This is a genomic window from Vibrio sp. LQ2, assembly GCF_023920125.1.
In the GTDB taxonomy this organism is placed as follows: Bacteria; Pseudomonadota; Gammaproteobacteria; order Enterobacterales; family Vibrionaceae; genus Vibrio; species Vibrio fluvialis.
In genome coordinates this window covers 33,214-59,665 of record NZ_CP085308.1, presented here as the reverse complement: position 1 = coordinate 59,665, position 26,452 = coordinate 33,214, and the positions used below count along the sequence as shown (strand labels likewise).

The 26,452-nt window shown below is 51.1% G+C and carries 28 protein-coding genes; 2 read left to right on the top strand and 26 right to left on the bottom strand.

Annotated elements, in window-relative coordinates; genetic code table 11:
- Positions 1 to 4: 4 nt before the first annotated feature.
- The 25 genes from fliQ to LGV68_RS00245 all read right to left on the bottom strand — a co-directional run bounded on the left by fliQ (position 5) and on the right by LGV68_RS00245 (position 24,450).
- A complete protein-coding gene (gene fliQ, locus LGV68_RS00365) occupies positions 5 to 274 on the bottom strand; it encodes a flagellar biosynthesis protein FliQ (protein WP_020331180.1) in 270 nt (89 codons plus the stop codon).
- A gap of 12 nt (positions 275 to 286) precedes the next feature.
- Positions 287 to 1,126: a flagellar type III secretion system pore protein FliP gene (gene fliP / locus LGV68_RS00360; protein WP_252536798.1), complete on the bottom strand. Its 840-nt coding sequence runs from the start codon at positions 1,124 to 1,126 to the stop codon at positions 287 to 289.
- 37 nt (positions 1,127 to 1,163) lie between these two features.
- Positions 1,164 to 1,553: a flagellar biosynthetic protein FliO gene (gene fliO, locus LGV68_RS00355; RefSeq protein ID WP_020430693.1), complete on the bottom strand. Its 390-nt coding sequence runs from the start codon at positions 1,551 to 1,553 to the stop codon at positions 1,164 to 1,166.
- A gap of 3 nt (positions 1,554 to 1,556) precedes the next feature.
- A complete protein-coding gene (gene fliN, locus LGV68_RS00350; protein WP_020331177.1) occupies positions 1,557 to 1,967 on the bottom strand; it encodes a flagellar motor switch protein FliN in 411 nt (136 codons plus the stop codon).
- Positions 1,968 to 1,986: 19 nt separating this feature from the next.
- A complete protein-coding gene (fliM, locus tag LGV68_RS00345) occupies positions 1,987 to 3,045 on the bottom strand; it encodes a flagellar motor switch protein FliM (RefSeq protein WP_020331176.1) in 1,059 nt (352 codons plus the stop codon).
- Between the two features lie 7 nt (positions 3,046 to 3,052).
- Positions 3,053 to 3,550 (bottom strand): flagellar basal body-associated protein FliL, encoded by a 498-nt coding sequence (fliL, locus tag LGV68_RS00340; RefSeq protein WP_252536028.1) that lies wholly within the window; start codon positions 3,548 to 3,550, stop codon positions 3,053 to 3,055.
- Positions 3,551 to 3,582: 32 nt separating this feature from the next.
- The gene (locus LGV68_RS00335; RefSeq protein ID WP_252536027.1) at positions 3,583 to 5,457 is read right to left on the bottom strand and encodes a flagellar hook-length control protein FliK; all 1,875 of its coding nucleotides are present in this window, start codon (positions 5,455 to 5,457) and stop codon (positions 3,583 to 3,585) included.
- Between the two features lie 130 nt (positions 5,458 to 5,587).
- Positions 5,588 to 6,040, bottom strand: a complete 453-nt coding sequence (fliJ, locus tag LGV68_RS00330) for a flagellar export protein FliJ (protein WP_020331173.1) — start codon at positions 6,038 to 6,040, stop codon at positions 5,588 to 5,590.
- 4 nt (positions 6,041 to 6,044) lie between these two features.
- Positions 6,045 to 7,367 carry a flagellar protein export ATPase FliI gene (gene fliI / locus LGV68_RS00325; RefSeq protein WP_020331172.1) on the bottom strand — a complete coding sequence of 441 codons (1,323 nt, stop codon included), beginning with the start codon at positions 7,365 to 7,367 and terminating at the stop codon, positions 6,045 to 6,047.
- A complete protein-coding gene (gene fliH, locus LGV68_RS00320; protein ID WP_222763570.1) occupies positions 7,367 to 8,170 on the bottom strand; it encodes a flagellar assembly protein FliH in 804 nt (267 codons plus the stop codon). Before fliH ends, fliI begins: the two co-directional genes overlap by 1 nt.
- 53 nt (positions 8,171 to 8,223) lie before the next feature.
- Positions 8,224 to 9,276: a flagellar motor switch protein FliG gene (gene fliG, locus LGV68_RS00315; RefSeq protein WP_020331170.1), complete on the bottom strand. Its 1,053-nt coding sequence runs from the start codon at positions 9,274 to 9,276 to the stop codon at positions 8,224 to 8,226.
- The gene (gene fliF / locus LGV68_RS00310; RefSeq protein ID WP_158125311.1) at positions 9,269 to 11,011 is read right to left on the bottom strand and encodes a flagellar basal-body MS-ring/collar protein FliF; all 1,743 of its coding nucleotides are present in this window, start codon (positions 11,009 to 11,011) and stop codon (positions 9,269 to 9,271) included. The genes fliG and fliF overlap by 8 nt, the downstream gene beginning before the upstream one ends.
- Positions 11,012 to 11,027: 16 nt before the next feature.
- Positions 11,028 to 11,339: a flagellar hook-basal body complex protein FliE gene (fliE, locus tag LGV68_RS00305; RefSeq protein ID WP_020331168.1), complete on the bottom strand. Its 312-nt coding sequence runs from the start codon at positions 11,337 to 11,339 to the stop codon at positions 11,028 to 11,030.
- 88 nt (positions 11,340 to 11,427) lie between these two features.
- The gene (locus LGV68_RS00300; protein ID WP_024373501.1) at positions 11,428 to 12,834 is read right to left on the bottom strand and encodes a sigma-54 dependent transcriptional regulator; all 1,407 of its coding nucleotides are present in this window, start codon (positions 12,832 to 12,834) and stop codon (positions 11,428 to 11,430) included.
- Between the two features lie 2 nt (positions 12,835 to 12,836).
- Complete coding sequence (locus LGV68_RS00295; RefSeq protein ID WP_252536026.1) at positions 12,837 to 13,889, bottom strand: ATP-binding protein; 1,053 nt, start codon at positions 13,887 to 13,889, stop codon at positions 12,837 to 12,839.
- A gap of 127 nt (positions 13,890 to 14,016) precedes the next feature.
- On the bottom strand, positions 14,017 to 15,483 hold the full coding sequence (locus LGV68_RS00290) for a sigma-54 dependent transcriptional regulator (protein WP_024373502.1): 1,467 nt from the start codon (positions 15,481 to 15,483) through the stop codon (positions 14,017 to 14,019).
- Between the two features lie 230 nt (positions 15,484 to 15,713).
- Entirely contained in the window at positions 15,714 to 16,124 is a 411-nt protein-coding gene (fliS, locus tag LGV68_RS00285) for a flagellar export chaperone FliS (RefSeq protein ID WP_020331164.1), read from the bottom strand.
- Positions 16,125 to 16,135: 11 nt separating this feature from the next.
- A complete protein-coding gene (locus LGV68_RS00280) occupies positions 16,136 to 16,441 on the bottom strand; it encodes a flagellar protein FliT (RefSeq protein WP_252536025.1) in 306 nt (101 codons plus the stop codon).
- Between the two features lies 1 nt (position 16,442).
- Positions 16,443 to 18,446: a flagellar filament capping protein FliD gene (gene fliD, locus LGV68_RS00275; protein WP_020331162.1), complete on the bottom strand. Its 2,004-nt coding sequence runs from the start codon at positions 18,444 to 18,446 to the stop codon at positions 16,443 to 16,445.
- Positions 18,447 to 18,468: 22 nt separating this feature from the next.
- Entirely contained in the window at positions 18,469 to 18,930 is a 462-nt protein-coding gene (gene flaG, locus LGV68_RS00270) for a flagellar protein FlaG (protein WP_020331161.1), read from the bottom strand.
- Positions 18,931 to 19,000: 70 nt separating this feature from the next.
- Positions 19,001 to 20,131, bottom strand: coding sequence for a flagellin (locus LGV68_RS00265; RefSeq protein WP_020331160.1), 1,131 nt, complete (start codon positions 20,129 to 20,131; stop codon positions 19,001 to 19,003).
- Between the two features lie 231 nt (positions 20,132 to 20,362).
- Positions 20,363 to 21,496, bottom strand: coding sequence for a flagellin (locus LGV68_RS00260; protein ID WP_020331159.1), 1,134 nt, complete (start codon positions 21,494 to 21,496; stop codon positions 20,363 to 20,365).
- Positions 21,497 to 21,736: 240 nt separating this feature from the next.
- On the bottom strand, positions 21,737 to 22,873 hold the full coding sequence (locus LGV68_RS00255) for a flagellin (protein ID WP_252536024.1): 1,137 nt from the start codon (positions 22,871 to 22,873) through the stop codon (positions 21,737 to 21,739).
- 118 nt (positions 22,874 to 22,991) lie between these two features.
- Positions 22,992 to 23,897 (bottom strand): Dyp-type peroxidase, encoded by a 906-nt coding sequence (locus tag LGV68_RS00250; RefSeq protein ID WP_143682631.1) that lies wholly within the window; start codon positions 23,895 to 23,897, stop codon positions 22,992 to 22,994.
- A gap of 88 nt (positions 23,898 to 23,985) precedes the next feature.
- Positions 23,986 to 24,450: a DUF2919 domain-containing protein gene (locus tag LGV68_RS00245; RefSeq protein WP_032082237.1), complete on the bottom strand. Its 465-nt coding sequence runs from the start codon at positions 24,448 to 24,450 to the stop codon at positions 23,986 to 23,988.
- Between the two features lie 130 nt (positions 24,451 to 24,580).
- On the opposite strand from LGV68_RS00245, the gene LGV68_RS00240 reads away from it, so the two are divergent.
- Both LGV68_RS00240 and LGV68_RS00235 read left to right on the top strand, forming a co-directional pair.
- A complete protein-coding gene (locus LGV68_RS00240; protein ID WP_208552184.1) occupies positions 24,581 to 24,934 on the top strand; it encodes a DUF2956 domain-containing protein in 354 nt (117 codons plus the stop codon).
- Positions 24,935 to 25,176: 242 nt separating this feature from the next.
- On the top strand, positions 25,177 to 26,184 hold the full coding sequence (locus LGV68_RS00235) for a substrate-binding domain-containing protein (RefSeq protein WP_020331152.1): 1,008 nt from the start codon (positions 25,177 to 25,179) through the stop codon (positions 26,182 to 26,184).
- 118 nt (positions 26,185 to 26,302) lie between these two features.
- On the opposite strand, the gene LGV68_RS00230 is transcribed toward LGV68_RS00235, so the two are convergent.
- Positions 26,303 to 26,449 (bottom strand): hypothetical protein, encoded by a 147-nt coding sequence (locus tag LGV68_RS00230; protein WP_155393353.1) that lies wholly within the window; start codon positions 26,447 to 26,449, stop codon positions 26,303 to 26,305.
- Between the last annotated feature and the right edge of the window lie 3 nt (positions 26,450 to 26,452).

Sequence of the window (26,452 nt, the reverse complement as noted above, 5' to 3'; positions counted from 1 at the left end):
CGCCCTAATACAGCACCTGAGGTATACGCTCGACCATGGAGAAGAAGAATTCCATCATCATCTGCGTCATCCAGTGGGCAAACAGCATGAGCGCCAACAGTGTGACAATCAGACGTGGCAGAAAGCTCAGCGTCTGTTCGTTGATTGAAGTTGCCGCCTGAAACACCGCCACCACCAAACCAATCAACAAGCTTGGAACGATAATGGCACACACCATGATCAGCACCATCCACAGTGCATTACGGAACAGTTCAACAAAGACTTCAGGGGTCATGTGCTTCTCCCGCTACATGGCAAAACTGCCGGCCAGGGTCGAAAGGATGAGGTTCCATCCATCCACCAGCACAAACAGCATCAGCTTAAATGGCAATGAGACAATCATCGGCGAGAGCATCATCATACCCATCGCCATCAACACCGAGGCAACCACCAGGTCGATAATCAAAAACGGCAGGAACAACATAAAACCAATCTGGAACGCCGTTTTCAGCTCCGACGTAATGAAGGCCGGAATCAGGACCGCCATCGAAACATCTTCCGGGTTCTTCACATCAGAACCGGAAATGTTAACGAACGTCTCGAGATCTTTCACTCGCGTCTGCTTAAGCATGAACGCTTTCATTGGTTCCTGAGCAAGGTCAAAGGCCTGACGAGCAGAGATCTGCTCATTCAGATACGGCTGAATCGCCTGATCATTAATCTTATTCAGCACTGGCGACATAATGAAAAAGGTCAGGAATATCGCTATACCGATAATAACCTGGTTTGATGGCGTCTGCTGCAAACCCATCGCCTGACGCAGAATCGACATTACCACCACAATGCGGGTAAATGACGTCATCAGAATGACCATGGCAGGCAGGAAACCCAGCATGGTCATCAACGCGAGAATCTGCAGGTTTACCGAATAGTCTTGGCCACCATTTGGGTTGGTGGTCATGGTAAAGGCCGGAATACCGCCTCCGCCACTGCTGCTCCCCAATGCCATGGTGCGTGAATTACCCTGCTCTTTTTCCATCGCAGAGACCGACATGTTTTCTGCACTGGCGGCGGTAGCCGGGATCGGCGTTTCCAGTTCCTGCTGCGCACTGGCCAGCGGCGCAAACAGCAGCGCGCTCAACCACATCATTATCGCCAAGCGGTGCGTCAACACCGACAGCGCATTACTCAGACGTTTTTTTATCATGCTTTTTCAGTAGCTGAGCCAATTGATTTGAGAAAGGCGTTGACTCCAGCTCCTCCTGCTTGAGTGGCGTTTCCAGTTTTGAGATCAGTTGAATGGACTGCGAGGTCACACCAATCAGAAATTGTTCTTCTCCGGCCTGAACGATCATAACGCGTTCTTTGGTGCCGACTGGTAACTGACGAACCACGTTCAATCCCTTTTGATGACCAAAGGCCGGAACTCGCATCCGCTTGAGTAACCAGGCCATGAAAAGGATGAGCGCAATAACGAACAAAAGCGACCCGAATGTGGTCGCTAAGTCCAACTGTGAATTTTCCACCGCCAACGCTGGCGTGGAAACCAGAGCTAAGCCTATGAACTTGTTCATAAGCTATCTCAGTTTCTTAATGCGTTCAGTCTGGCTGATAACGTCAGTGAGACGAATACCAAATTTATCGTTGACCACCACCACTTCGCCGTGAGCAATCAAGGTACCGTTAACCATCACGTCCAGCGATTCGCCCGCAATGCGATCCAACTCCACCACCGAACCTTGGTTCAATTGCAGCAGGTTACGGATACTGATTTTCGAGCGACCTACTTCCATGGAAATGGTAACCGGAATATCCATAATGGTATCGAGTTTACGGCGCTCATCATCTGAGATGGGTTTCGTGGTGTCTTTCAGTTCATCCAGTGGTGCGGCCAGAACTTCATCGACATCGATGTCCGGTGCATTGGGGTCTTCACCCAGCGCCGCTGCCCACTCGTCTGCAAGCCTTTGATCATCTGATTTTGACATCTTTGCTACCTATAGTTTTTTATTCTACCGTTTCTTCGTCTTCATCCTCGTCGTTGTCCAGTTCGGCAATTATGTCTTTGCCAAGGAACGCGAGGTCGGTTTTCACCACATCAGGGCGTCTGATTTTTTCGGAGACCTGAACCGCCAGTTTTTCTCCGGAACGTCCCATTTTTACGCGGAACGTCGGTAATTCTTCAACGAACATGGTGGCATGTTCGGGCATTTTAATTGGAATGATGTCGCCGACTTGCAGCTCCATCAGGTCACGCAACGCGAGATCCTGTTCCAACAGGTTAACGCGGAAGTTGACCGGCACATCCATGATCTCTTCACGCAGCGCCGAGCTCCAGCGCACGTCGGTTTCCATCTTGTCCGACTGAACACCCGCATCGAGCAGTTCACGGATCGGTTCAACCATGGAATACGGCATGACGATGTGGAAATCACCACCGCCACCGTCCACTTCAATATGGAACGAACTGACCACGATCACTTCGGTCGGACTGACGATGTTCGCCATGCTCGGGTTCACTTCCGAATCGAGGTACTCAAATTCGACCCCCATCACCGGCGCCCAAGCGTCTTTGTAGTCGCCAAACACAATCTTCAGCAGCAACTGAATCACGCGGCGTTCGGTTGGCGTGAATTCGCGCCCTTCAATCCGAGCGTGGTAGCGACCATCGCCACCAAAAAAGTTTTCCACCAAAATGAACACCAGACGCGCTTCCATCGTCACCAGCGCGGTGCCTTTCAGCGGACGGAAACGCACCATGTTCAAGCTGGTTGGGACGTACAGCGTGTTCTGATATTCACCGAACTTCATCATCTGTACGCCGTTGATCGACACTTCAGCGGTTTTGCGCAGCATGTTGAACAGGCTGATACGCATGTGCCGGGCAAAACGTTCGTTGATCAGCTCCAGGGTCGGCATTCGACCACGGACGATCCGATCCTGCGACGAGAAGTCAAACGAGACGGCACTGGTGTCTGAAGTATCTAACTCTTCTTCGGCTTCATCGACGCTGTCTACCCCGTGGAGCAGCGCGTCGATTTCGTCTTGGCTTAATAAATCAGTCACGTTTCACCTATTGCATTACAAAATCGGTAAACAACACCCGTTCAATCACAGGCTGCCCCACGACTTTGGTCATCGCCGCCTTAATGTCGTCAGTGGCTTTATCGCGCAGTTCAATACGGCCTGTGGTGCTGCGCAGCTGCTCAACCGTTGCTGAGGCAAACGTCCCCAACAAAGTGCTTTCAACCAATGGCGAATGGTAACGAGCTAAATCTTCATTTTTGCTGCCACGTACCATGAGTTGCACTTTAATCTGCACCATCCGATCGCGAGTATCACCACTGACATTAAAGACAAACGGTTGGGCAATGTTGACGTAAGATACCGGATCAACCGGCACTACCGCTTCCTGAGCCGCTTCCGCCGGAGCATTTTCACTGCTGTCTGAGCCCATCAGAAAGAATGCAGCACCGCCTCCGCCAAGCAATAACACCACGGCTGCGATGATAATAACCAACATCTTCTTTTTGCTCTTCGGGGCTTCTTGTGGGAGTTCTTCAACAGCCATAACTTACTCTATGTCGTTATTTTCTATTTAGTTTAAGCGTAATAACTGATTCCATCACGCTTTGATGCCACATTCAAATCAAGTTTGACGTCTGTATCAAGATTTTCTTCACCGCCAAAGTGTTCATTGCCTGCGGTTTGACCACTCTGACCTCCGCCACCTGCGGCGTAGCGCTGCTGCTGTCCCGAGTTCTGTTGTTGAACAGAGGTATCCGCCAGCTGTACGCCTTGTTGGGCGAGCATCTCTCTCAGCCTTGGCATCGAGTGTTCCAGCGCATCACGCGCCTGCTGGTTGGATACGGTAAACTGCACGCTGGCACCATCACCATGCATGTTCATGCGAATGTGTAAACGACCGAGTTCAGGCGGATCCAAGCGAATATCCACATGCTTAAGGTTTTTCGACATCATGACCTGAACGCGCTCTGCCATATCATCGGCGCTCATCTCCTTGCTGAGATGCAAAGGAGCCGATTGCTGAGGTTGCATCTGGTCGGCACGCAAGGTTTGAGTCGCGCTCAAGCCTTGCTGACCTGCAGCCGCCGCCACCTGATGCGCCAATTGGCCATCACTGCCGTGTGCTCCACGCAGCTCTTCGATGCCACCCAAACCTTTGGCACCTAACGCGGCTTTCAATGCTGCCGGGTTGAAGGCTTCGGTTTTGGCCATCATCTCCGGCGTCAACATCGGGTTAAATTGTGCCGCCGCCGGATTAAGCGGGGAAGCATTCTGCGCCTGATTTAAAGGTTGTCCCGCAACATCGGCGCTGAGTGCTGATTGCGCTTGAGTGACCGCTTGTTGAGCTGGCTGCAGTTGATGCAGAGGCTGCTGCGCAGTCGCCCCATGTTGAGCGGCCATGGCGATCTGCGCCTGTAATGCCGGTTTTGCTTTGGCAGCGAGATCGGTATCAGTGAAATCGGCCGACAGCGGTCCACCCGGCATGCTTGCCTGAGCTTGATCTACGTTGGCTTTGGCCCATGGCACCGCTGCCGCTTCCATCGGTGATAACGGCATCGCATCAGTGTCCATCAAGGGTGCGGTTTGCGAAGCTGGCGTGCTGGCAGGCTGCGCAGCCATCATTGCAGCAAGTTCGCTGTCACTGATGGCGTGCACGTTTTTATCGGCTTTCGCCTGTTGATCCACAGAAGGAGCCAAGGTGTCATCATCTAGGGCAGTGCCAGATAAAGGTTTCTCAGCCGGAGGCAATTGTGCCTCAACGTCCATATCTTTGGCGACGTCTGCCTCTTGAGCAGATTTTGCTGCCACAAACTGAGGGTTGGATAACTGAGCAGAGACAGGCAGATCCGAGGTCTCGCTTGAATCGACAGGCGCCGCTTTAGCTGCAGCAGAGTGCTTTGTTTGCGTCGTCAACTCAACACTTTGTTCCTCGGTAGCCGTCGCCTCATGAGGCAAAGTCTTGCCGTTATGTTTGGCCAGTGCCTGATTCGCTTTCTGCAAGCGTCCGAGCAGTTCATCACCATCACTCATCGCCTGCGCCGTTTTTGCCTGAACATCCTGCTCAGTGGTGTTGACATCTTTGGCAATAAAAAGTTTTAAATTCTCTGGAATTTCAGCAACTTCGGTCGCCGATTGTTCACCATCAGCGGTGGCAGAGCTTGCTTTGGTGTCGGATTCGCTGTTGCCTTGTTGCAGGACGGCATCGACGCTTTTAGCTGCATTTTCGGCCTCAACCGCCTTACCAGCTTGGCTTGATTTGCTGTTCGCTGCCACAGATTCGCTGTCACTCCCCTCTGCACTCGATTTCGAGCCGAACAGTAATGCAGACAGTTTACTCAGGAACCCGCTGTTATCTCCGGCTTCGCCCTCTGTAACACTTTGTCCTGTGGCACCTTTAGCCACACTGGTGACTTTGGTGTTATCGACTGAAGAGGTTGAATTGACATTCATATTCACTAGCTCGCATTTCGTACTGCACAGAACGCTACCGCAACACAGACTGCCAGTAGCACAGAGTTTTCAAACTTACTGCTTGTACTTTTGCAAAAAGCACGCCAATACAAATTAATCCCAACGGGAATCAGCGAAAGTTGGAACCAGTGCGACGTCGGTTGAAACTGAGCGTCGAAAATTCATCCATTAATTTCTGCTCACGTTTTTCCTGCAGGCGGGCTTTCTCTGTCTGCTTTTTCTCGATGAGCCACTCGTAGGAGCGGCGCTGCTTACGTACGGCCATCCAGTGCTGCTCACAATTCTCAACCTGAGTCTTGAAGTGCTGCTCCGCATTGCGCTGCTTCGCCAGTGTTTCATCGAGCTGAGTCAGAAATCGGTTGAGGTGACCGTACTGGCTGGCCGTGAGCCCCGCCTGACCACGTTCAACCAGTTGTTGGCAGTACTCAAGGCGATACTGCTCAATCTGTTTAAGCTGATGATAGTAGCCGTCGAGCTCGCTGCGCGCTTTGCTCAGAGCCATCACCGCTTTATCTTCATTATCCCGAGCCTGATCGAGCAGGAATTCCAACGCGTTGTCCATTCAGTTACCCCACACTGAGCACATTTTTCAGCATGCTGATGCACATCTCGTACGGCACCGAATCTTTCATGCCTTGCTGCAGATAGTTATCCAGTTTAGGTTTGAGAGTAAACGCGCTGTCAATCGCCTTATCAGTGCCAGGTTTATAAGCACCGATCGAGACCAAATCCTGATTTTTACGGCAGATAGACAGAATTTGTCGTACCGCCTTTGACATCAGAACGTGTTCATCGGTGGTGATTTGCGGCATCACCCGGCTGACGGATTTCTCCACGTCAATGGCTGGATAGTGGCCAGCATCGGCCATTTCACGCGACAACACGATGTGACCATCGAGGATCGCTCGCGAGGCATCGGCAATCGGATCCTGCAAATCATCGCCTTCGGTCAGTACGGTAAAGAATGCCGTAATCGAGCCTTGATGTGGACCGCCGTTACCAGCTCGCTCCACCAGCGCTGGCAGTTTCGCAAACACCGATGGCGGGTAACCTTTGGTCGCTGGTGGCTCCCCCACCGAGAGCGCGATTTCACGCTGTGCCTGAGCAAAACGAGTCAGCGAGTCCATCAGCAACAGCACATCCAAGCCCTGGTCACGGAAATACTCGGCAATCGTCAGTGCCGTTTGACACCCTTTCAGGCGCATCAGCGGCGAGGCATCAGCAGGTGCTGCGACCACAACGGAGCGTTGGCGGCCATCGACACCCAAAATTTCTTCAATAAATTCTTTAACTTCTCGGCCCCGTTCACCAATCAGCCCGACCACCACCACCTGTGCGGTGGTGCCGCGGGTCATCATGCCGAGCGTGACCGATTTACCCACACCAGAGCCGGCAAACAAGCCGATACGCTGACCTTTGCCCACCGTGAGCAAACCGTTAATGGCTTTAATCCCTACATCGAGCGGTTCACTGATCGGCTTACGTGCCAGCGGGTTAATCGGTTGAGCATTGAACGATGCGCGTTGGTCGGTATAAATCGGCCCCAATCCATCGAGGGGGTTGCCCACCCCGTCAATCACGCGGCCAAGCAGTTCCATCCCGACGGGCAGTCCCGCCTCTTCCGTCAACGGCGTGACTTTGGCCCCCGGCAGCACACCTGTGATTTGCTCGCTCGGCATCAGAAACAGGCTGTCTCCGGAGAAACCCACCACTTCGGCTTCCATTTCACCGGACATAGTCTGCACCCGACACAACGAGCCAATTGGCGCGCGGCAGCCAGTCGCTTCCAGTGTCAAGCCGACGACGCGAATCAGTTTGCCCGAGGCAATCGGACGGCTGGTCAGCCCTTCGGTTTTGTACTGTGCTAAACGGTCAGCCAATGACAGCATTATTCGTTACCCTGCTGATGACGATTGGTGCCACAGAAACTGTGCAGAACATTGCGAATGCGATCTTCCATTCGGTAATTAACACTCGACTCACCCGCTTCAATCTGAACATCGCCACGATTGAGCGCTGGCTCACTGACCAACGTCCAGTTGCGCAGATCGAGTTCCTGTTCACCGTAAGCCTGTCGAATGATGGCGCAATCTTCCGGATTGAGTTTGAGCGTAATGGCGTGGCCGGAAATAGGCAGCGCCTCTACCGATGCTTTGACCGTATCGAGGATCACCTGAGGATTAGTTTGCACCTCGACATGCACCACTTCTTTCACCAGCGTCAGCACCATGTCGACCAACTGCTTTTCAACCTGAGCATTCATCAGCTCCAGTGGCTGGGCAAACTGGTTCGCCAGGCCAATAAAGGTTTGCACGTGCTCTTCAATCACTGACTGACCCGCTTGCAGACCTTCATCTTTGCCCGCCGCCAAGCCTTCTTCGTGACCCGCCTGAAAACCAGCATCTTTGCCTTGCTCAAAACCTTGTTGATAACCTTCAGCCTGACCTTGTTCGATACCTTCCTGATAAGCAACCTGCTTGATCAGTTCGATGTCTTGTTCTGTTAGCTGAACTGGCTCTTCGTTTTCCGGTTCATCGAAACTCGGCATCCAGCTCGGGTCGTAGTTCATTGCCGTTTCACGGGCTTGCTTGTGCGTTTCCGCGCCATAGTCCGGCAGGCCCCACTTTTTCGGAGGCTCCACTGTGTTATCCGAACCGAGACGAATAAAACCGCGTTTTCTTTCACCTGACATGGTACACCTACCCAAAGATAAAAAGGGCCTGCTAATTAAGCGGGCCCTTGGCATTACAAGAATTCGTCTGCCCCGCCAGACAACATGATTTCTCCGTTGTCGGCCATACGGCGGGCAATCGCCAAAATTTCTTTCTGTGCGGCTTCCACATCCGAGACCTTGATTGGTGGCATCGCCTCCAGGTCGTCTTTCATCAGTTCAGCAGCACGTTTCGACATGTTCTTAAAGATCTTGTCACGCAGCGCATCGTCGGCACCTTTGAGTGCTTTTTGCAGCACATCTTGCGGAACGTCGCGCAGCAGTTTCTGAATACCCTGATCGTCGACTTCGACCAGGTTTTCGAACACAAACATCAGATCCTGAATCTGCGTTGCCAGGTCTTCGTCCTGATCGCGCATCTGGTCCATCAACACGCCTTCGATATTGTTGTCCAGATAGTTCATGATGTCGGCTGCCGCTTTCAGGCCACCAATCTTCGCCGCTTGCGCGCCCGCTTGACCGGCAAACTGTTTCTCCATGATTTCGTTCAACTCGGCCAATGCCGATGGTTGAACTTCTTCCAGGTTAGCAATACGCATCATCAGATCGAGGCGGTCACGTTCGGAGAACTGCGCCAGAATTTCCGCAGACTGATCCGGGTCGAGATACGACAGAACGATGGTTTGAATTTGCGGGTGTTCGTTAACAATAATGCTGGCCACCTGACGTGGGTCCATCCATTTCAGTGAATCCAGACCTTTCGAGCCGGTACCCAACAGAATTTGATCCACCAGGTTGTTCGCTTTGTCTTCACCCAGAGCAGCAATCAGCGCGTTACGCATAAAGTCTTCGCTGCCCATACCAATATTGGTGTATTTCTGAATGTCTTCCAGGAAGGCACGGTGCACCGCACTCACTTTGTCCTGGCTCAGATCTTTCGCTCGCGCCATGGCACTACCCACGCGCTGAACCTGCTTCGGTTCTAAATGGCGAATAATCCCGGCGGCGTCTTCTTCATTGAGACTGAGCAGCAGAATCGCCGCTCGCTCTTCACCGGGAATACTCGAGATGTCTACAGATGATTCGACCACTTCTCCACCATCTTTCTTTACAATTTCGTTAGGCATTTTGCATCCAGTTCTTCACAACTTGAGCCGCAAGTTCAGGCTCGTTGGCCACCAGAGCACGTACTGCTTTGAGTACATCCTCGTCCTTGTGCAGATTTGGCAGGTCAATACCTGAACCAAACTCGAACAGTTCTCCACCTTCAATATCACTGCCGATTAAGCTGGTTTCACCACCCATCCCCATAGGCAAGCCATCCGGACCGTACAGCTGCTCGTCGTCTTCTGCTGCTGGGTTGAGCAATTTCTTCATCGCCGGGCGAACCAGTACCAGAACCACCACGATGATCACCAGTGCACTTGCCAGCCAACGAATCCAGTCGCTGAAGTTCGGGTTATCCCAAATCGGCACATCAGCCATTTGTTCAACTTCCGGCTCAGCAAACTGCATGCTCAATACGTTCAGCAAGTCACCACGGTTTTCGTTATAACCCACGGTACCAATCAGTACCTGACGGATGGAACTGAGTTCGCTTTCGCTCAGCGGCGTATACGTAATTTCACCCGTGTCCGGATTCACGTTGGCGCGGTTTTTCACTGCGACCGCAACGGTTTGACGGTTGATCACGCCCGTTTGCTTACGCTCGTGGCTGATGGTGGTATCGAGTTCAAAGTTGCGCGTCGCTTCTTTATGCACCGAGCCCTGGCCCATGACTGAACCGTCTTTCATCTGTGCCACGTCTTGTGGGATCGAGGCATCGGCTGGTGGCTGATTGCTCAGTGCGCCAGGTACACCCGCCACCACGTTACCGTTGTTGTAATCTTCCAGCGTGTATTCGCTGCGAGTCGATGGCGTGTTGGGGTCAAAACGTTTACGAGTCTGTTCGATGGCGCTGAAGTCGAGTTCAATATCAACCTGTGCGGTGTAGTTGCCAAGGCCCAGAATCGGAATCAACACGGAGTCGATTTTGTCACGCAGGTTTTGCTCCTGCTTGCGCTCCATCTCCTGCTCTTTACGACGTGCAGAGGAGACCGGATCCTGAGACCCCGAGCTGAGTAGTCGACCATGTTGATCGGTCACGGTCACGCGGGTCGGGGTCATGCCCGGAACCGCACTGGCGACCATATCGACAATTGAGTCCACTTCTTCTTGTTTGAGGTTGGTGCCAGTACGCAATGTCAGAAAGACCGATGCCGACGCTTCCTGATTGTGACGGACAAATACGCTTTGCTTTGGCAGCGCCAAAAGTACGCGAGCTTTGTTGACCTGACGCATCTCTTCAATGGCTTTACCGAGCTGACGTTCACGACTCAGCTTAAGGCGTTCCTGTTCAAGACGTTGAGAAACACCAAAGCCCATGTCTTGCAGCAGAATGTCATCACCGGCTTGGCGGGACTGATTCAGTCCGGCACGCACCATGTTCAGTTTGAGGCTGTTGTAGTCGCTGTTCGGCACCAGAATGGTGTTGCCATCCAGCTTGTATTCTTGTTTCTGCTGATCCAGGTAATCCAGTACCGGAATCAGTTCTTCCGTTTCATAAGCACCGAGTGGACGCATTTCCGGCTCTTTGACCCAGAAAAACAGCATCACAATCAAAGCAACACAGATAGAGATCGACAGCACCAGCACAATCTGACGCAACAGGTCGAGATCGCCCATTGCGAAATCAAGTTTGGAGGAGCTCTTTTCGTCCATATCCGGGTTTTGTACGCCACCGTCCAGATCAGTGCTGGACAGCAGTGAATGGTCACCACCGTTGGACAATGCCAGATCCGTTGTTTGCTTATCATCAGCCACAGTTCACACCCTACACTTACACTGGCATGTTCATCAGTTCTTTATACGCATCAACAAGTTTGTTGCGTACCTGAATCGTGGCCTCAAAGGCCACACTCGACTTATTACGCGCAATCATAACGTCCGATAGCGACACACCTTCGTCACCACGGTCAAATCGCATCTGTAAATCGCTGGAGGTTTTCTGCAATCCATTCACATTATTGATGGCCTGAGTGAGCATATCGCCAAAGTCAGCGCCAACTTTTTGTCCTGTTGCTGCCGGACGGCTGTTGGCAGCTTCTACCATCATCGCCTGCATTTCGCTTTGTAAGCCGTCTAGTCTCATCATTACCTCTGATGCCAATTCTTTGACTCAAACCAATCTCTGGTTACTATTGCAGCAATTAATGTGCCACTCTCCGTACGGGACTCCGTTAACCGGGAATATCAATGCCTGCATCGCGCATTTTAGCCAGTTTATAGCGTAATGTGCGAGGACTAATCCCAAGCTTTTCAGCCATTTCTTTGCGCCGACCGTGACATTCCACCAGAGTTTCCATGATGATGGCGTATTCCTGATCGCGCAGCTCACCGCCCAGACCTGCGCCGCTGCTGATTGCTTTGGCAAAATCCACTTCAGCGACCGGTTTGATTTCCGGTGTGGCCACTTCGCCGCTCTCGACGACCTGCTGCAAGCTCGACGCATCCTGCCAATCAAGGCCTTCCAGCAGAATGTGCTCCTGATCGATGTTGTCTTGCTCGCTCAAAATCAGCGCGCGCTGAATGACGTTGTCGAGTTCCCGTACGTTACCCGGCCAGTTGTAGGCAAGCAGCTTGCCAATCGCCGCGGACGAGACTTTCGGGACCGCCAGACCAAGCTTTTTGCAGTGACGCTCAACCAGATGATTGGCCAGCGGCTCAATGTCACCTTTACGCTCACACAGCGCTGGCCAGGCGATTGGGAACACGTTCAGGCGGTAGTACAGGTCTTCACGGAATTTTTTCTCTTGAACATACGACTTAAGATCACGGTTACTGGTCGCCAGCACGCGCACATCAAGTTTGATGCTCTTGCGGCTGCCAAGACGCTCCACCTCACGCTCTTGCAGCACACGCAGCAGTTTCGCTTGCAGGTTGAGATCCATTTCGCTGATTTCATCCAGCAAAATCGTTCCGCCCTGAGCCTGTTCAAACTTACCCGGACAGGCCTGAACTGCGCCAGTAAACGCACCTTTTTCGTAGCCAAACAGGGTGGCTTCCAACATGTTGTCCGGAATCGCCGCACAGTTGATCGCGACAAACGGGCCATCTTTGCGCGGTGACGCATTGTGAATGTAACGCGACATCACTTCTTTACCCGAGCCACTAGGGCCCAGAACCATCACGTTGGCATCCGTTTTAGCCACTTTCTCTGCTAAGGCCAGTAGTTTCAGGCTCTTCTCATCCGCGACCACCGCATCACCGTTATCGTCAGATTTAACGGGGGCGTATCGGCTCACCATGTTCAGCAGCACTTCCGGCGCAAAAGGTTTCGCCATGTAGTCTATCGCGCCCTCTTTCATCGCCGAGACCGCATCTTCGATGTTGGCGTATGCTGTCATCAGCAGCACAGGCAAGTTCGGCCAATGCTGTTTAATGTTACGCAGCAGCGCCAGACCACCCATGCCTGCCATCTGCACATCAGACACCACGATATCCACCGGATAGGTTTTCAGTTTGACCAAAGCGTCTTCGGCGCAATCGGCCTCCAGCCATTCGTAGCCAGCCAGAGCCAGGGTGTCTACCAGGGCTTCGCGTAGACCTTCGTCATCTTCAACGATTAAGACTTTGCTTTGAGCCATCATCATTCTCCAGTGTCTGATTGAGAAATTGGTGGTTGACGGTCCAGAGGCAGGCACATGGTAAAACACGCACCATCCCCCGGTTCAGAAATCAACTCGAGTCGGCCGTCGTGAGCACGACAAACCATTTGTACAACCGCAAGACCCAGGCCCGTGCCCTGAGAGCGGGTAGTAAAGAAAGGCTCCATGATTTTTTGCTGCAGCTCTTTCGCAACTCCCGGACCATTGTCCTGCACAGAAATTTTTAGCTCGCCGTTTACCGGACGGAAAAAGACATCGATTTGCGCACCTTTGCCAACAATCTGAATCGCGTTCATGACTAGATTACTCAGCGCTGATGCAATCGCATTGACGTTGCCCAGCAAGATCGTCTCTTCCTGCTCGACTTCCTGACCATAATCGATGCCATTATTTTTGACCGCCGTTTCGATCATCGGCATAAATTCGGTCACCAGTTCCGCCAGCGAGAACGGCTTAATCACTTTGTTGTCGCCACCTTTGGCGAACAGCAACATATCGTTGACCTGCTTTTCCAGGTCGTGCAGACGATCGAGCAGTTTCGTCTGAAAACGCTCGCGGGTCGGCGGCGGTAAATTCGGTGCTGACAGATTGGCAGCATAAAGCATGGCACTCGACAAAGGCGTGCGAACCTGATGCGCCAGCGAGGCCACCATACGCCCGAGCGATGACAGACGCTGCAGATCACTGATACGCGACTGCAACAAACGCGTTTCGGTCAGATCGGTAATCAGGATCAACTGGCCCGTTGCCGATGCGGAAATCGCCAGACGTACTTTGCGTCCGTTCCGCAGTGAAATCTCATGGCCGTCATCTTCACGCGGCGCAAACGCAGTATGAATCACGGTATACCAGCGCTCGCCCACCAGCGGGACTTCTAACAAGCGGCGCGCTTCCGGATTGGCTTCACGAACAATACCCTGGGTATCAAGCAAAATAACGCCGGCTGGCATCACATCCAGCACCTGTTGGTAACGCTCGACCTGATGTTCCAGAGAGTCTAAATGTGAATGCTGTTCTTGCGCTGCGTCGTCCATCGTCGAAAATCTGCCTTTAAATACAACAATAGCCTGACACGCAAGATACATGCCAGGCTATTTACATTTATTTTCAATAACTTACTGCAATGACAATAAATTGACTCACCAATTATGAGGTTTAAGATCAACGTTGCATATTGTACTTGCGCATCTTTTCAACCAGTGTAGTACGACGCATACCCAGCATATCCGCGGCGCGAGCGACGACTCCACCCTGCGCTTCCAGCGCCTGGTTGATCAGGTTCACCTCAAGGTCGGCCAGTAACTCTTTAAGGTTGACCCCTTCCGGTGGCAACGATTGCGGCGCATCCATACGGCCATTGAGTTCTTCTTCCGGCTCGAAACTGAAATCTTCTGAGAAAATCTCTGCCAGCACATCACGCTCCTGCTCTTCCACCGAGCTGAAACGGCTCGGCTCAGGCTGGAATTCGGGAATATCACTGTAACGATATTTAGTCGGCAAATGGTTCACATCCACCAGACTATTCGGATAGAGGATAACCATTCGTTCCACGAGGTTAGCCAGCTCGCGCACATTGCCTGGCCAGTCGTGTTCCATCAATGAGTTGATTGAACGCGGCGTAAAGCAAATCGGCATGCCCCCTTCCGCTTCGAGACGAGTCATCAATTCCTGCAGTAAAAGCGGGATATCTTCTTTCCGCTCTTTTAATGCCGGCATCTCGATTGGGAACACATTGAGGCGATAGTAGAGATCTTCGCGGAAACGCTGGTCTTCAATCATCGATTCCAAGTCGCGATGCGTCGCCGCAATCACACGAACATTGGCTTTAATCGTGGAGTTGCCTCCTACGCGCTCGAAACAGCGTTCCTGCAATACGCGCAGTAGTTTTACTTGCATGCTCATCGGCATGTCGCCAATTTCGTCCAGAAACAGCGTGCCACCTTCAGCCAGTTCAAAACGGCCTTTACGAGCGGTTATTGCTCCGGTAAACGCGCCTTTTTCGTGACCAAACAGTTCGCTTTCCAGCAATTCAGCGGGAATCGCGCCACAGTTGATTGGCACAAATGGACCACCGCGACGGGAAGAATGATAGTGAATATTGCGGGCAACCACTTCTTTACCCGTGCCCGATTCACCGAGGATAAGCACATTGGCTTCAGTACCTGACACCTGTTCAATCAGATGGCGGACTTCCTGAATGCCATGGCTCTGGCCAACCAAGCTGCGGAACAGGGTATTTTTACGCGCTGTCGCCAGCACCTGAATACCTTTGCGTCCAAGGAACTCTTTGCAGTGTCTGAGCGCTTCGCTCAACTGAGGATAATTTAACGGAAATTCTAGCTCACCCACGAATTGCGGGAACTCTTCCAGAGAGTATGGCTGCTTATTAGCTACCAATAGAGGGATATGATTGGCTTTTGAAAGCGTTTCGGACAGAGACTCAGATAACGTTTGAGCACTGATCGAACCAAGAATGCAACCAGCCCAAACAGCAGACCAGTCAATCTGATCCAACTGTGAAGACTCAATCACCTCACATTGTTCCCCTACAAATTCTAATATGGTACTGAGACTCAGACGAATAGACGGATCGTCCTCGATCACAAGTAGTTTTGCTAAACCTTGCATAGGTGAGAATATTTGCCTTAATTCTGGGATGTTGTGGTTGTACCGTTGAAAATCATCGGCAGGCTTTTTAAATTTTAGTATTTGCCTGACTAAACGATAGACAATTTATGGAATTCAGCAACAAAAAAAAGCCACTTGGCTAGTTAGTGGCTTCTATTCTATTTAATTAAAAAAATAAGGCAACCAAGCAATTAGCTGGTGTGATGTCAGTTGAAAGTTTCAGAAATAACTCACAGTCCCACTTCTGAAGCAGTCAAATTGTGATATTCCGCAGGGATTTGGTCCCACGCTGACTTGATCTCACGAATAATGTCGATTACGTCATCCAGTGGCTGAGGATCGTTTTGATGGTTCGCCGCCGTGATTTGGGTGATCATGAACTCGTACAGCTGATCCAGATTCTGTGCGATATCGCCACCGTCATCCATTGAAAGACAGCTGCGCAGGCTGATGATGATGTCTAACGCCTTACCAAGACGTTCGCCTTTCACCGGAATGTTGCCCTGAGCCATTGCTGCTTTGCCCTGAATCAGGCGTTCGATGGCACCGGCCATTAGCATTTGTACGATTTTATGCGGTGAGGCCGCACTTAGCTGGCTATCCACTGATACTTTTTTGTACGCCTGTAAAGAACCACGCATAGTCTTCCTCTTTATAAAAACTTTTTGTATTGCTGAACCGATTTATTGCCGTGGCGATATTTATGGAGCGTTTTGCCTATCGCGGCGGTTTTTGACTGCATCAATTCAACAAGGAGTTGTGTATCTCGTACGGCACTGCGCCATTCATCTGAACGAGCGAAGTCCGGGTTGTCTGACGCGTAGGTCAGTAAGTCATGCAATAACTGTTCTCTGTTATCGACCAGCGCTGTAATTTCTTCAGTATTAATGTCGTCGACTGCAAGCTTATCTTTTAATTGGTGATTTAAATCACACAACGCTTGAAGTGTACCTTTCATATTACTGTCCTAGCGCATTCATCATGCTGGCAAGCTGCGACTGCATTTTGCCGGTGGCATCCTGCATGGCCGAAAACTTAGAATGAGTCCGTTTCTCTAAACTGTCCATGCGGCGATCCAGTGCAGACTGATCGTCAGACAAACGACGCGTCTGCTCACCTAGGCTCTTCTCGCGGGTACGAATTGAACCCGTCACACCGGTCATGCTTTGAATGGCATCTTCTACCCGTTTTGCAAAACCACGGTTGCCACCAAAGAAATCCCCCAGCTTAGTGAAATTGTTATTCAACTGGCGGTTGAGCATATCATAGTTGATTTCCAGCGTCCCTTGACGCGTGGTGGTGATACCAAATTCCGTCAGGCTTTTGAGCTCGTCCGGTGCCTGGTCAATCGATGACGAGAACACCGACTTGAGACGTGAGTCCGCACTGCGCACAATACTGTCGCCCGCGAGCGGGCCGGCTTGTCCGGTGCGAGGGTCAACACTGCTCAGTTCCTTACTTACCTGAAAGAACTGGTTATAGGCCGCAACGAATTGTTCTATATCACCACGCACACTGTCGCGGTCATACTCAATGCCGATTTCCGCGGGCTGTTCAACGTTGTTGGTTTTGCCTTTTAAGGTCAGATCCACGCCGTCAATCGCATCTTCAATCACGTTGTTGTGGCTGGACAGCTTAGCCACACCATCCAGCAGCACCAGCGAATCCTGACCCGCTTGTACCTGACTCATCCCTTTGTAGGCATCGAATGCTTCTTGCGCCGCTTTAAGTTCAGACTGCACTTGCTCGGCTTTTTCGAGCGCTTCACGCTCTTCAGGTGCCATCTTCGCGCGCTCAGCCTGCTTAGCTTGCTCCGGCGTCATTTTGCCGCTTTTGACCGCTGCATCAATCGCCGCCTGCTCTTTAGCCAGTTTAGCATCCAGTCTTGCTTGCGCTTCTTTCGGAGTCACATAAGAGTCGGTCAGTGTCCCTGAAGCGGTGTTGCTCCACCCCGGCACATCCGGTGCTTTCTCTAGCGCTTTGTCATCAAGTTCCGGCTCCGGCTCAGAATAAGAGTCCAACAACGTGCCGGACGCCGTTTCTGTCCAGCCCGGAATGCGATCTTCTGGCTTGAGATATTTGTTAACTTGACTGCCTGCGGCCGCGGCCGCTTTTAACGCCGAGTCCGGCAACTCGCCCGGGCTGCCATCCGGTTTTGGCTGACCGTTAGCGGCGGTTTGCGCCACGTTATCGATCTGCTCGGCGACGGATTTATCTACTTCACGTGCGGCATCACCAATTTTTTCTGCCACTTTAGCGGCAATTTTTTGCTGCTCTGGTGTCAAAGGGGCAAGGAGTTGCTGCGCCTGAGCACGGGCTTTTTCCAGATCTTTGACCCGGTCTTCTAACGTTTTATATTCGAGATGTTTGAGCGCATCGCCAGCTTGCGCGTCTGCGCGGATACTGATGCGATGGTCTTTACCTGAGACATTGGAAGCCACGATCAGGCGAGGGCCATCAACGTCGTTGATGACGGAAGCACGAACACCTGGGTTGGCTTTTTCGCCGTTGATACCACGAACGATATCAATCAGCTTGGAATCGGAGCGTACATCGACGCTGAAAGATTTGTCGCCAAGCGAAATATGCAGCTTACCCGGGCCAAACTTTGCGTCTTCCGGTAATACGTCGGACGCCAGTTTATGGCTTTGAGCAAGCTGCAACACATCGACTGCGTATTTGCCTGCGATTGCATCTGTGGTTGCGGTCGCTGAGACGACCTTGTCGTCAGAAGTATCGACTTTACGCACCGCGAAAGCCTTCTCCTGACGAAAGTTCGTCATTAGATTCTTCATCGTATCCAGCGACTCTCTGAGTCTGCCGTAGGCACTGATGCTCGAATCAATTTCGGTTCGCTTATTGTCAATGCTTTGCTGCTTAGGCACGCGCTCCGCATTCACAATTTTGCTGACCATTGAATTGATATCAAAGCCAGTGTTCATCCCCATTGGGCCTAAACTCATCCAATCACCTCAAAAAATACGATTACGCCTTCACCACTAACAGGCCCGATTTATGGTTCTGTTCCTTGGCTAGACGCCGCAATACTTCAAGCATTTCCTCTTCTGGGATTTGACGAATAATGTCGCCGGTTTTAGCTTCATAAATCGTCACCACTTCCCGTCCGGATTCTTCATCCACTCTGAACGCCAGTCCCTTGTTGATTGAAGTCACGAAGTCATTCATTCGTTCAACCATTTTTGCCCGTTGCTCTTCGTTAAGACGCTCCCGTTCCCGGGATTGTTCAACGGCGGCTTCCAGCGTCTGGTCCTGGCTGCGTTTCAGCTGTTCAGTAATGTGTTCCGAGACTTTTTCAGTCCGTCGCACTGAACGGTAGTCTTCCTTCGAATCGGAAGCGCTTTTCACGCTCTCATTTTCTGAAGCAAGTTTAATGCCACTTTGCGAGCCGTAAGGCTGGATGTTCGACGTGTATGATGATACTTCCATAACAATCTCCCCTCCACCTTATAGGTAGCACTACTACCACTACCCATTAAGCTCTTTTAACCGTATGGAATTAACCTAACAGGCTAAGAGCTGCAGATGGTGACTGCTTCGCTTGTGCCAGTACAGAAGTACTCGCTTGTTGCAGAATCTGCGACTTAGTCATCGCTGTGGTTTCACGGGCGTAGTCGGTATCTTTGATACGGCTGCGAGACGCGTTCACGTTTTCGTTGATGTTATCTAAGTTGCTGATTGCGTGGCCAAAACGGTTCTGGAACGCACCCAGAGATGCACGTTGGCTGTCCACTGACTTCAGAGCGCCATCCAATACGGCTACTGCTTCCTGAGAACCGGCAACGCTGGTCACATCGATATCTTTAACGGTCACGTCCTGCGCAGCACCAAAGCCGATTTCAGAACCCAGATCGCCGCCAATAGTCACATCACCAGTCACTTTTTGTGAAGATGCGAACAGTTGCAGTTTGCCGTCTTCACCGACCGATGCTTTTACGTCATCGCTCTGACCGTTGATGTAAGTTGCCACTTCTTCCAGATCATCACCTTTTTTCGCGGTGATGGTCAGTTCGCGGGCTTCGCCTTGTTTGTCAGTATAATTCAGAGTCAGGTCTTTCGCGTCGCCGACTGTCCAGTCTGCCGCTTTGCCTTCCTGTGCACGGTAAGATTTACCGCCCATCGCCGCGTTGTCTGAACGCAGGTTACCCATAGTCAGGTTCACTGCTTCGCCAGAGTCTGCGCCGATTTGGAATGATTTGCTGCCGAATGTGCCGTTCAGCAGTTTGTTACCACCGAAAGAGGTTGTTTCTGCAATACGGTTCAGCTCATCGTTCAGAGCTGAAACTTCTTCCTGAATCGCTTTACGTTCAGAACTTGAGTTCGAGCCGTTAGACGATTGCAGCGCCAGGTCACGCATACGTTGCAGAATGTTGGTGCTCTCATTCATTGCACCCTCAGCGGTTTGTGCAATAGAGATACCATCATTGGCGTTACGTACAGCCATGTCCAAACCACGACTTTGAGAAGATAAGCGGTTTGAAATCTGTAAGCCTGCAGCGTCGTCTTTTGCGCTGTTAATGCGGTAGCCCGAAGACAGACGTTCCATAGACTTCTGTACGCCGTCAGCTGCACCGTTTAGGTAACGCTGGGCGGTCATCGCCGAAACGTTAGTATTTACGTTGATTGCCATATTGTTGATCTCCTTAGGCGGATAGTTAGCGTGCCTTCGAGTCTCTCACCTCTCGTCGGCACACCTCATTTCTCTCGTATCCTTTAACGGCGAGAGATTCATATCCTTTAGGAAAAAAATTGGCTTTTTTTTAATTAATTTCGATTTGAACGAAAAACGTGATGGCAAACACAAAATTTCAGGCATAAAAAAATCCAGCCGAAGCTGGATTTTTCTGTTCAGTGTGGGGGATTAACCCAGCAGGCTCAGTGCTGCTTGTGGCGCTTGTTTTGCTTGAGCAAGAACAGAGCTTGATGCCTGAGAAAGAATCTGAGACTTGGTCAGTGCCGTTGTTTCTTTCGCGAAATCAGTATCTTTGATACGGCTCTTAGACGCATTCACGTTTTCGTTAATGTTGTCCAAGTTGCTGATCGCGTGGTTGAAACGGTTCTGGAACGCACCCAGTTCTGCACGGTGGCTGTCTACATATTTCAGCGCGGCATCCACAATCGCAACTGACTCTTGAGCACCACCAACGCTGGTCACGTCAATGTTGTCGACTGTCACTTGCTTGCCTTCTTTCATGCCCAGCTCACCAGCCAGACCGCCGCTGAACGATACGTCGCCAGAAACTTTGTTGTTACCTGCGAAGACTTGTAGTTGGCCTTTTTCGTTCACAGACGCTTTTACCATGTCTGTCTGACCGTTGATGTAAGTCGCCAGCTCTTCGATGTCATCGCCCGCTTTCGCGTTGATGTTGATCGACTGCTCGTTACCTTTGTCATCGTTCAGAGTGATGGTCAGGTCGTTTTTACCTTGCTCAACGCTCCAGTTTTTGTCTTTCGCGTTTTCAGCCTGGTAGCTTGTACCACCCATCATACGGTTGTCGCTGCGCATGTCTTTCAGAGACAGCATCACGGCTTCACCGTTGTCCGCACCAATCTGGAAAGATTTGGTTTGGAATGTGCCGTTCAGCAGCTTGTTACCACCGAATGAAGTGGTTTCTGCGATACGGTTCAGTTCGTCGTTCAGTGCAGTCACTTCTTCCTGAATCGCTACGCGCTCTGATTTAGAGTTTGAGCCGTTAGATGATTGCAGAGACAGGTCACGCATACGTTGCAGGATGTTAGTGGTTTCGTTCATCGCACCTTCTGCAGTTTGCGCAATTGAAATACCGTCATTCGCGTTACGTACTGCTACATCCAGACCGCGGCTTTGTACGTTCAAGCGGTTAGAAATTTGCAGACCTGCAGCGTCATCTTTTGCGCTGTTGATTTTAAAGCCAGAAGACAGACGTTCCATTGACGTTTGCTGAGCGCTGCTTGCGCTGTTCAGGTAACGTTGTGCTGTCATTGCTGATACGTTGGTATTTACATTCACTGCCATGGTGATTTCTCCAATTGATTTTCCGATGTTTCCGGTTTCCGACGTCTCGGAAAACCAAGTAGTTCTCTCAAAGTTACTTTCTTTAACGGCTCGGCCTGAAAAACCTTTAGAAAATTTTTAAGATTTTTTTGAAAAAACTTCCGTTGGCAGAGCAAACGTGATGAAAGAAAGAAAATAGGCAAAAAAGTCATTTTTATTGCTAAAGCTTTTACAAAGCGCGTCGATACAACTCAGTTTCACTTAGCCGCTAAGCAGCGTCAGCGCTACGTTTGGTTGATTTTTCGCCTGCGCCAATATTGATGTCCCCACTTGTTGCAGAATCTGTTGCTTGATCATTTGCGTGGTTTCTTTGGCGTAATCGGCATCTTTGATTCGGCTGTTCGATGCAGCGAGGTTTTCATGCACGTTGTCCAGGTTGCTGACCGCATGACCAAAGCGGTTTTGCAGCGCTCCCAGCTCCGCACGATGGCTGTCGACATACTTCATTGCCGTATCCAGCACTGAGACTGCGCGCTGGGCGCCGCCAACAGAGGTAATGTCGAGGTTATCGACGGCTTCGTAGCCTTTGAGGTTCATCTGCAACTCATCGGCTAAATTGCCGCTGAAAGACAAGGTGCCTGCGGTTTCTTTGCCTGCCATATAGATTTGCAGCTGGCCTTTCTCATTAACCGATGCAGACACTTTATCCGTCTGCCCGTTGATGTAAGTGGCTAACTGTTCAATATCGTCTCCCTGCTTGGCGTGAATGTGAATTTGCTCATCCTCACCCTGCGCATTGACATACGATATCGTTAATTGGTTACGCCCTTGCCCCACCTGCCATTGACTGTCGGCCTTGCTGGCAGCCACATAACTGAATCCCCCCATATTGAGGTCATCAGAGCGCATGTTCTTGAGCGACACCTGCACCGCTTCTCCGGATGATGCGCCAATTTGGAATGAGGTTTGACCAAACGAACCGTTGAGCAATTTTCGACCACCAAAAGAGGTTGTTTCGGCTATTCGGTTCATTTCATCGTTCAAAGCCCCCATTTCTTCCTGTAATGCTACGCGCTCCGCTTTACTGTTCGAGCCATTGGCCGACTGTAATGAGAGATCTCGCATGCGTTGCAGTAAGTTGGTGGTTTCTTGCATCGCGCCTTCAGCGGTTTGCATGATGGAAATGCCATCGTTGGCATTGCGTACAGCCACATCAAGGCCGCGCATCTGGGATTCAAGGCGATTGGAAATTTGCAGCCCTGCCGCATCGTCTTTGGCGCTGTTGATCCGTTTACCGGAAGACAACCGCTCCAACGACTGATTGAGCAAATCGGTCGCGGTGTTTAAATGCCGATGCGCGACCAGCGCTGAGACATTAGTGTTTACCGTGATAGCCATGTGCGTGACAGAGTCCTTGGGGTTATTTCTCTTCTAGCAGGACTATCGGCCGGGAATGGGGAATCTTTAGAACAAAAAAGCCAGGCTGTGAGCCTGGCTTTGGGATTCAGAACGCCGATTACGCTTTGAGGCTGAGTGCTTGTAGCATCTCTTGTGATGGCGCAAAGAAGTAGGCCCCCGTCACCGCCTGCGTAAAACGCAGCAGTTGGTCAGTTTTACCATCGGTCACGCCGTACATACTTTCCATCATGGTTTTGATGTTGTGCAGTGTGTGGCAGTAGGCAATAAACAGCAGGCCATGGTCGCCACTGGCGCTGCCATACGGCAGGCTGTGGCGCAGAATTTTCAGCCCTTTACCCTCTTCTTTAATATCGACGCGGCCAACGTGTGACGCAGCAGGAACATTGTCCAGTTCCACCGAATCCGGTTTAGTACGGCCAATCACTTTTTCCTGCGCAGAGACGTTGAGGCGGTTCCACGCTGGCAGATTGTGCACAAAGCGCTGCACCATCACATAGCTGCCGCCAGCGAACTCACCGTCCGCCACAATCGCGACTTCACGACGTTTTTCCTCTTTCGGGTTTTCAGTGCCATCGATAAAGCCCGTCATGTCGCGGGCGTCCAAATAGCGGAAACCGTAGGTTTCATCAACGACATCAACATCTTCTGCGATTTCGGTCAGGCATTTACGCATGACATAAAACAACAGGTCGTGGCGCTTTGAGTGGCAATGGATCAGTACGTCAACATCGGTACTCGGTGCCATAGTGCTGCCTTCGCCCAACACCGGGAAATCGATCAGCTCTTCTGGCATCGGGGCTTCAAAGCGTTGCCAGAAAGCTTTGGTGAAGGCGACAGAGAGCGTCAGTTCTGCGCCCGGTTGATTGGCATTCACTTCATCCACCAGAGCAGGCAGTGCTTGCAACTGAGCAAGAACCTGTGTGTGGTTGCGTTTAATTTTTAATATGCTGTACAGAGCAAATGGCTCCGCTTCTGGCAAAATAGCCGACTGTGGCGTTGACATGTTAAGTCCTCACTTTTTCTTTTTTGCTCAGTGTGTACCCAATACGACAAAGGGTATGCTTCAAATTCATTCTACGTCTTGATACCGATCATGGCTTAGCCATCAGCGGCGACAAAAAACAGTCACGCACGCTGCGGCTGCGATAAACGTATAAAATTAACCATAATAGAATCAACAAGGTAAGCGCATTCGCCCAATGAAAAGCTCCGTGTTGCAGGTAGACATGGTAGCCCGTCTGAATAAACTGCACGCTCGCTGTCAGCAGCGTCAGCCAGCGCCCGGTTCGAAACAACGCATTAATCCAACGCCGCTCCGGATGACGCAGACTGATAAGCCACATTAGTGCAATCCCCGGCACGCCCGCCACCAGCCCGATGTAAAGCGCCGCATTACCGGGATAAACGAAACTCAGAATCTGCGAACCACTGTCGCGGCTCACGCCTGCAACCACGAACACAATCCAGGCTCGCGCCAGAAACAGCCATCCCAGCCACAACCAGGTTGGAGCCTTGAGATATCCGTGGGTATCATATTGTTCGATGGCGTAACGCACGTTGTTCTTTCGCTGTTGGTTATTGCCTTCCACTTTAGCGCAATGATTTCAAATAGCTATACGTGAGTATGAGATTTTGGTGACAAACTGCGACCGTGATACTCTAGGCAAAACTTAAGGGACACCAAGCATGACCAATAAAATTGTTCCATCGCCACAAACCCAACAAGAAGCGATGAAAGTGGCCAAGGCGACTCAAAAGCCGGGCCAGACCAAAGAGCAGACCAAGCTGATTGCACAAGGCATTGAAAAAGGCATTGCGCTGTATAAAAAACAGCAAAAAGAAAAACATCGCCAGGCCGATCGCGCTCGTAAAAAAGCACTGAGAACCAAACGATCTGCCATACACGAAGACATTGATTCCGAGATTGGTTACGAAGACGAAGTAACGCCATCCAAAACCCTGCAATGGCTGCCGTGGGGGCTGCTTATCGCCAGTTGGGTCGGTTTCATTCTGTTCTGGATGCAAAACAGCGCGCAATAGTGCTCCGGCAAAGCAAGTACACTCTCTCTCCGTTTCCAGAGTTGTTACCTGACGCACGTGACACGTCACTGGAAACGATTACAATAAGACCAACTCTAGCGATAACGTGCTTTGCGTGAAGGCGTTCTGCGTTGAAAACTCGCAGTGAATCTCATTTATCGCCCAGAAACCATTCATTGTTTGCGGTCCGCCAGAAGAACAGTGTTTAATTTACCTAATGCATTGATAAAGGTTGAATTTCCATGGCTACCATTAAGGATGTCGCGAAAGCGGCTGGTGTATCCGTTGCTACCGTTTCCCGTGTCATCAATAAATCACCGAAAGCCAGTCAGGCGTCGATTGATTCCGTGACCAAGGCGATGCAAGAACTGGGTTATCGCCCCAATGCTGCTGCGCGAGCACTGGTTAGCCAAAGCACCAATACGATGGGCGTGCTGGTTTCTGATGTGTCAGACCCATTTTTCGGCACCTTAGTCAAAGCCGTCGATACTGTGGCTCGTCAGAATGGTAAACATCTGTTGGTGGGTAACGGTTATCACAAGGAAGAAGATGAACGCCGCTCGATTGAGCTGCTGATCAATAACCGTTGTGATGCACTGGTGATTCATTCCAAAGCCTTGTCGGATGAAGAGCTGATTGCGTTCGCCAAAGAGGCCAAAGGGATGGTAGTGATCAACCGTCACATTCCGGGCATGGAAGATCGCTGTATTTCCCTCGACAACCATAAAGGGGCGTTTCTCGCGACCGAGTTTCTGATTCGTCAGGGCCACAAGAAAATTGCCTGCATCGCGTCCAGTCACTCGATTGCCGATGCCAATGAACGGGTTACTGGTTATCTGGATGCGCTCAAAGCCAATCATCTCGATTTACCTGAGACCTACATCGAGTACGGTGAACCGAGCAGTGAAGGCGGAGAACAAGCCATGCTGTACCTGTTGACCAAAGGTATCGATATCACAGCGATCGTCGCTTACAACGACAACATGGCCGCTGGCGCCCTATCGGTCATGGAAGAAAACGGCATCGAATCACCAGGGCAGATTTCGATTGTCGGTTTCGATGACGGCTTGATTGCCCGATACGTAAAACCGCGCCTGACCACCGTGCGTTACCCGATTCAGATGATGGCGGAAAATGCCGCTCAATTAGCGCTGCAACTGGCCAAAGATGAAAGCCTGGTCGATGACAGTCCGAAACGCTATTCGCCAACCATGGTAAAACGCGACTCGGTTAAATCACTCAACGACTAAGCGGAAATCGAAGAAAAACAAAAGGCTTACCCAAAAGGTAAGCCTTTTTCTCTCCCATCGCATTATCCCTGAATTGCAGGGAAAAGATCCCCATAGGCAAAACGTAAGCTGTGCCGATTTACCACTCCCCCAAGCGTAAATCCGCCTGAGCACGCTGATGGAGTCCTGACCAGCGGCTCACCTCTGAAGCTCCCGTTTGCCATGGGAAAATGACTTCGTGAACACAGGCATCAACCGACACCCGCTCGAACGCCACGATAGCCATTCA

What these genes read in the sequence shown, in the direction of transcription:
- fliQ (WP_020331180.1), bottom strand. Translation starts at nt 274, where the DNA reads ATGACCCCTGAAGTCTTTGTTGAACTGTTCCGTAATGCACTGTGGATG.
- fliP (WP_252536798.1), bottom strand. Translation starts at nt 1,126, where the DNA reads ATGTGGTTGAGCGCGCTGCTGTTTGCGCCGCTGGCCAGTGCGCAGCAG.
- fliO (WP_020430693.1), bottom strand. Translation starts at nt 1,553, where the DNA reads ATGAACAAGTTCATAGGCTTAGCTCTGGTTTCCACGCCAGCGTTGGCG.
- fliN (WP_020331177.1), bottom strand. Translation starts at nt 1,967, where the DNA reads ATGTCAAAATCAGATGATCAAAGGCTTGCAGACGAGTGGGCAGCGGCG.
- fliL (WP_252536028.1), bottom strand. Translation starts at nt 3,550, where the DNA reads ATGGCTGTTGAAGAACTCCCACAAGAAGCCCCGAAGAGCAAAAAGAAG.
- LGV68_RS00335 (WP_252536027.1), bottom strand. Translation starts at nt 5,457, where the DNA reads ATGAATGTCAATTCAACCTCTTCAGTCGATAACACCAAAGTCACCAGT.
- fliJ (WP_020331173.1), bottom strand. Translation starts at nt 6,040, where the DNA reads ATGGACAACGCGTTGGAATTCCTGCTCGATCAGGCTCGGGATAATGAA.
- fliI (WP_020331172.1), bottom strand. Translation starts at nt 7,367, where the DNA reads ATGCTGTCATTGGCTGACCGTTTAGCACAGTACAAAACCGAAGGGCTG.
- fliH (WP_222763570.1), bottom strand. Translation starts at nt 8,170, where the DNA reads ATGTCAGGTGAAAGAAAACGCGGTTTTATTCGTCTCGGTTCGGATAAC.
- fliG (WP_020331170.1), bottom strand. Translation starts at nt 9,276, where the DNA reads ATGCCTAACGAAATTGTAAAGAAAGATGGTGGAGAAGTGGTCGAATCA.
- fliE (WP_020331168.1), bottom strand. Translation starts at nt 11,339, where the DNA reads ATGAGACTAGACGGCTTACAAAGCGAAATGCAGGCGATGATGGTAGAA.
- LGV68_RS00300 (WP_024373501.1), bottom strand. Translation starts at nt 12,834, where the DNA reads ATGGCTCAAAGCAAAGTCTTAATCGTTGAAGATGACGAAGGTCTACGC.
- LGV68_RS00295 (WP_252536026.1), bottom strand. Translation starts at nt 13,889, where the DNA reads ATGGACGACGCAGCGCAAGAACAGCATTCACATTTAGACTCTCTGGAA.
- LGV68_RS00290 (WP_024373502.1), bottom strand. Translation starts at nt 15,483, where the DNA reads ATGCAAGGTTTAGCAAAACTACTTGTGATCGAGGACGATCCGTCTATT.
- fliS (WP_020331164.1), bottom strand. Translation starts at nt 16,124, where the DNA reads ATGCGTGGTTCTTTACAGGCGTACAAAAAAGTATCAGTGGATAGCCAG.
- LGV68_RS00280 (WP_252536025.1), bottom strand. Translation starts at nt 16,441, where the DNA reads ATGAAAGGTACACTTCAAGCGTTGTGTGATTTAAATCACCAATTAAAA.
- fliD (WP_020331162.1), bottom strand. Translation starts at nt 18,446, where the DNA reads ATGAGTTTAGGCCCAATGGGGATGAACACTGGCTTTGATATCAATTCA.
- flaG (WP_020331161.1), bottom strand. Translation starts at nt 18,930, where the DNA reads ATGGAAGTATCATCATACACGTCGAACATCCAGCCTTACGGCTCGCAA.
- LGV68_RS00265 (WP_020331160.1), bottom strand. Translation starts at nt 20,131, where the DNA reads ATGGCAATCAACGTAAATACTAACGTTTCGGCGATGACCGCCCAGCGT.
- LGV68_RS00260 (WP_020331159.1), bottom strand. Translation starts at nt 21,496, where the DNA reads ATGGCAGTGAATGTAAATACCAACGTATCAGCAATGACAGCACAACGT.
- LGV68_RS00255 (WP_252536024.1), bottom strand. Translation starts at nt 22,873, where the DNA reads ATGGCTATCACGGTAAACACTAATGTCTCAGCGCTGGTCGCGCATCGG.
- LGV68_RS00250 (WP_143682631.1), bottom strand. Translation starts at nt 23,897, where the DNA reads ATGTCAACGCCACAGTCGGCTATTTTGCCAGAAGCGGAGCCATTTGCT.
- LGV68_RS00240 (WP_208552184.1), top strand. Translation starts at nt 24,581, where the DNA reads ATGACCAATAAAATTGTTCCATCGCCACAAACCCAACAAGAAGCGATG.
- LGV68_RS00235 (WP_020331152.1), top strand. Translation starts at nt 25,177, where the DNA reads ATGGCTACCATTAAGGATGTCGCGAAAGCGGCTGGTGTATCCGTTGCT.
- LGV68_RS00230 (WP_155393353.1), bottom strand. Translation starts at nt 26,449, where the DNA reads ATGGCTATCGTGGCGTTCGAGCGGGTGTCGGTTGATGCCTGTGTTCAC.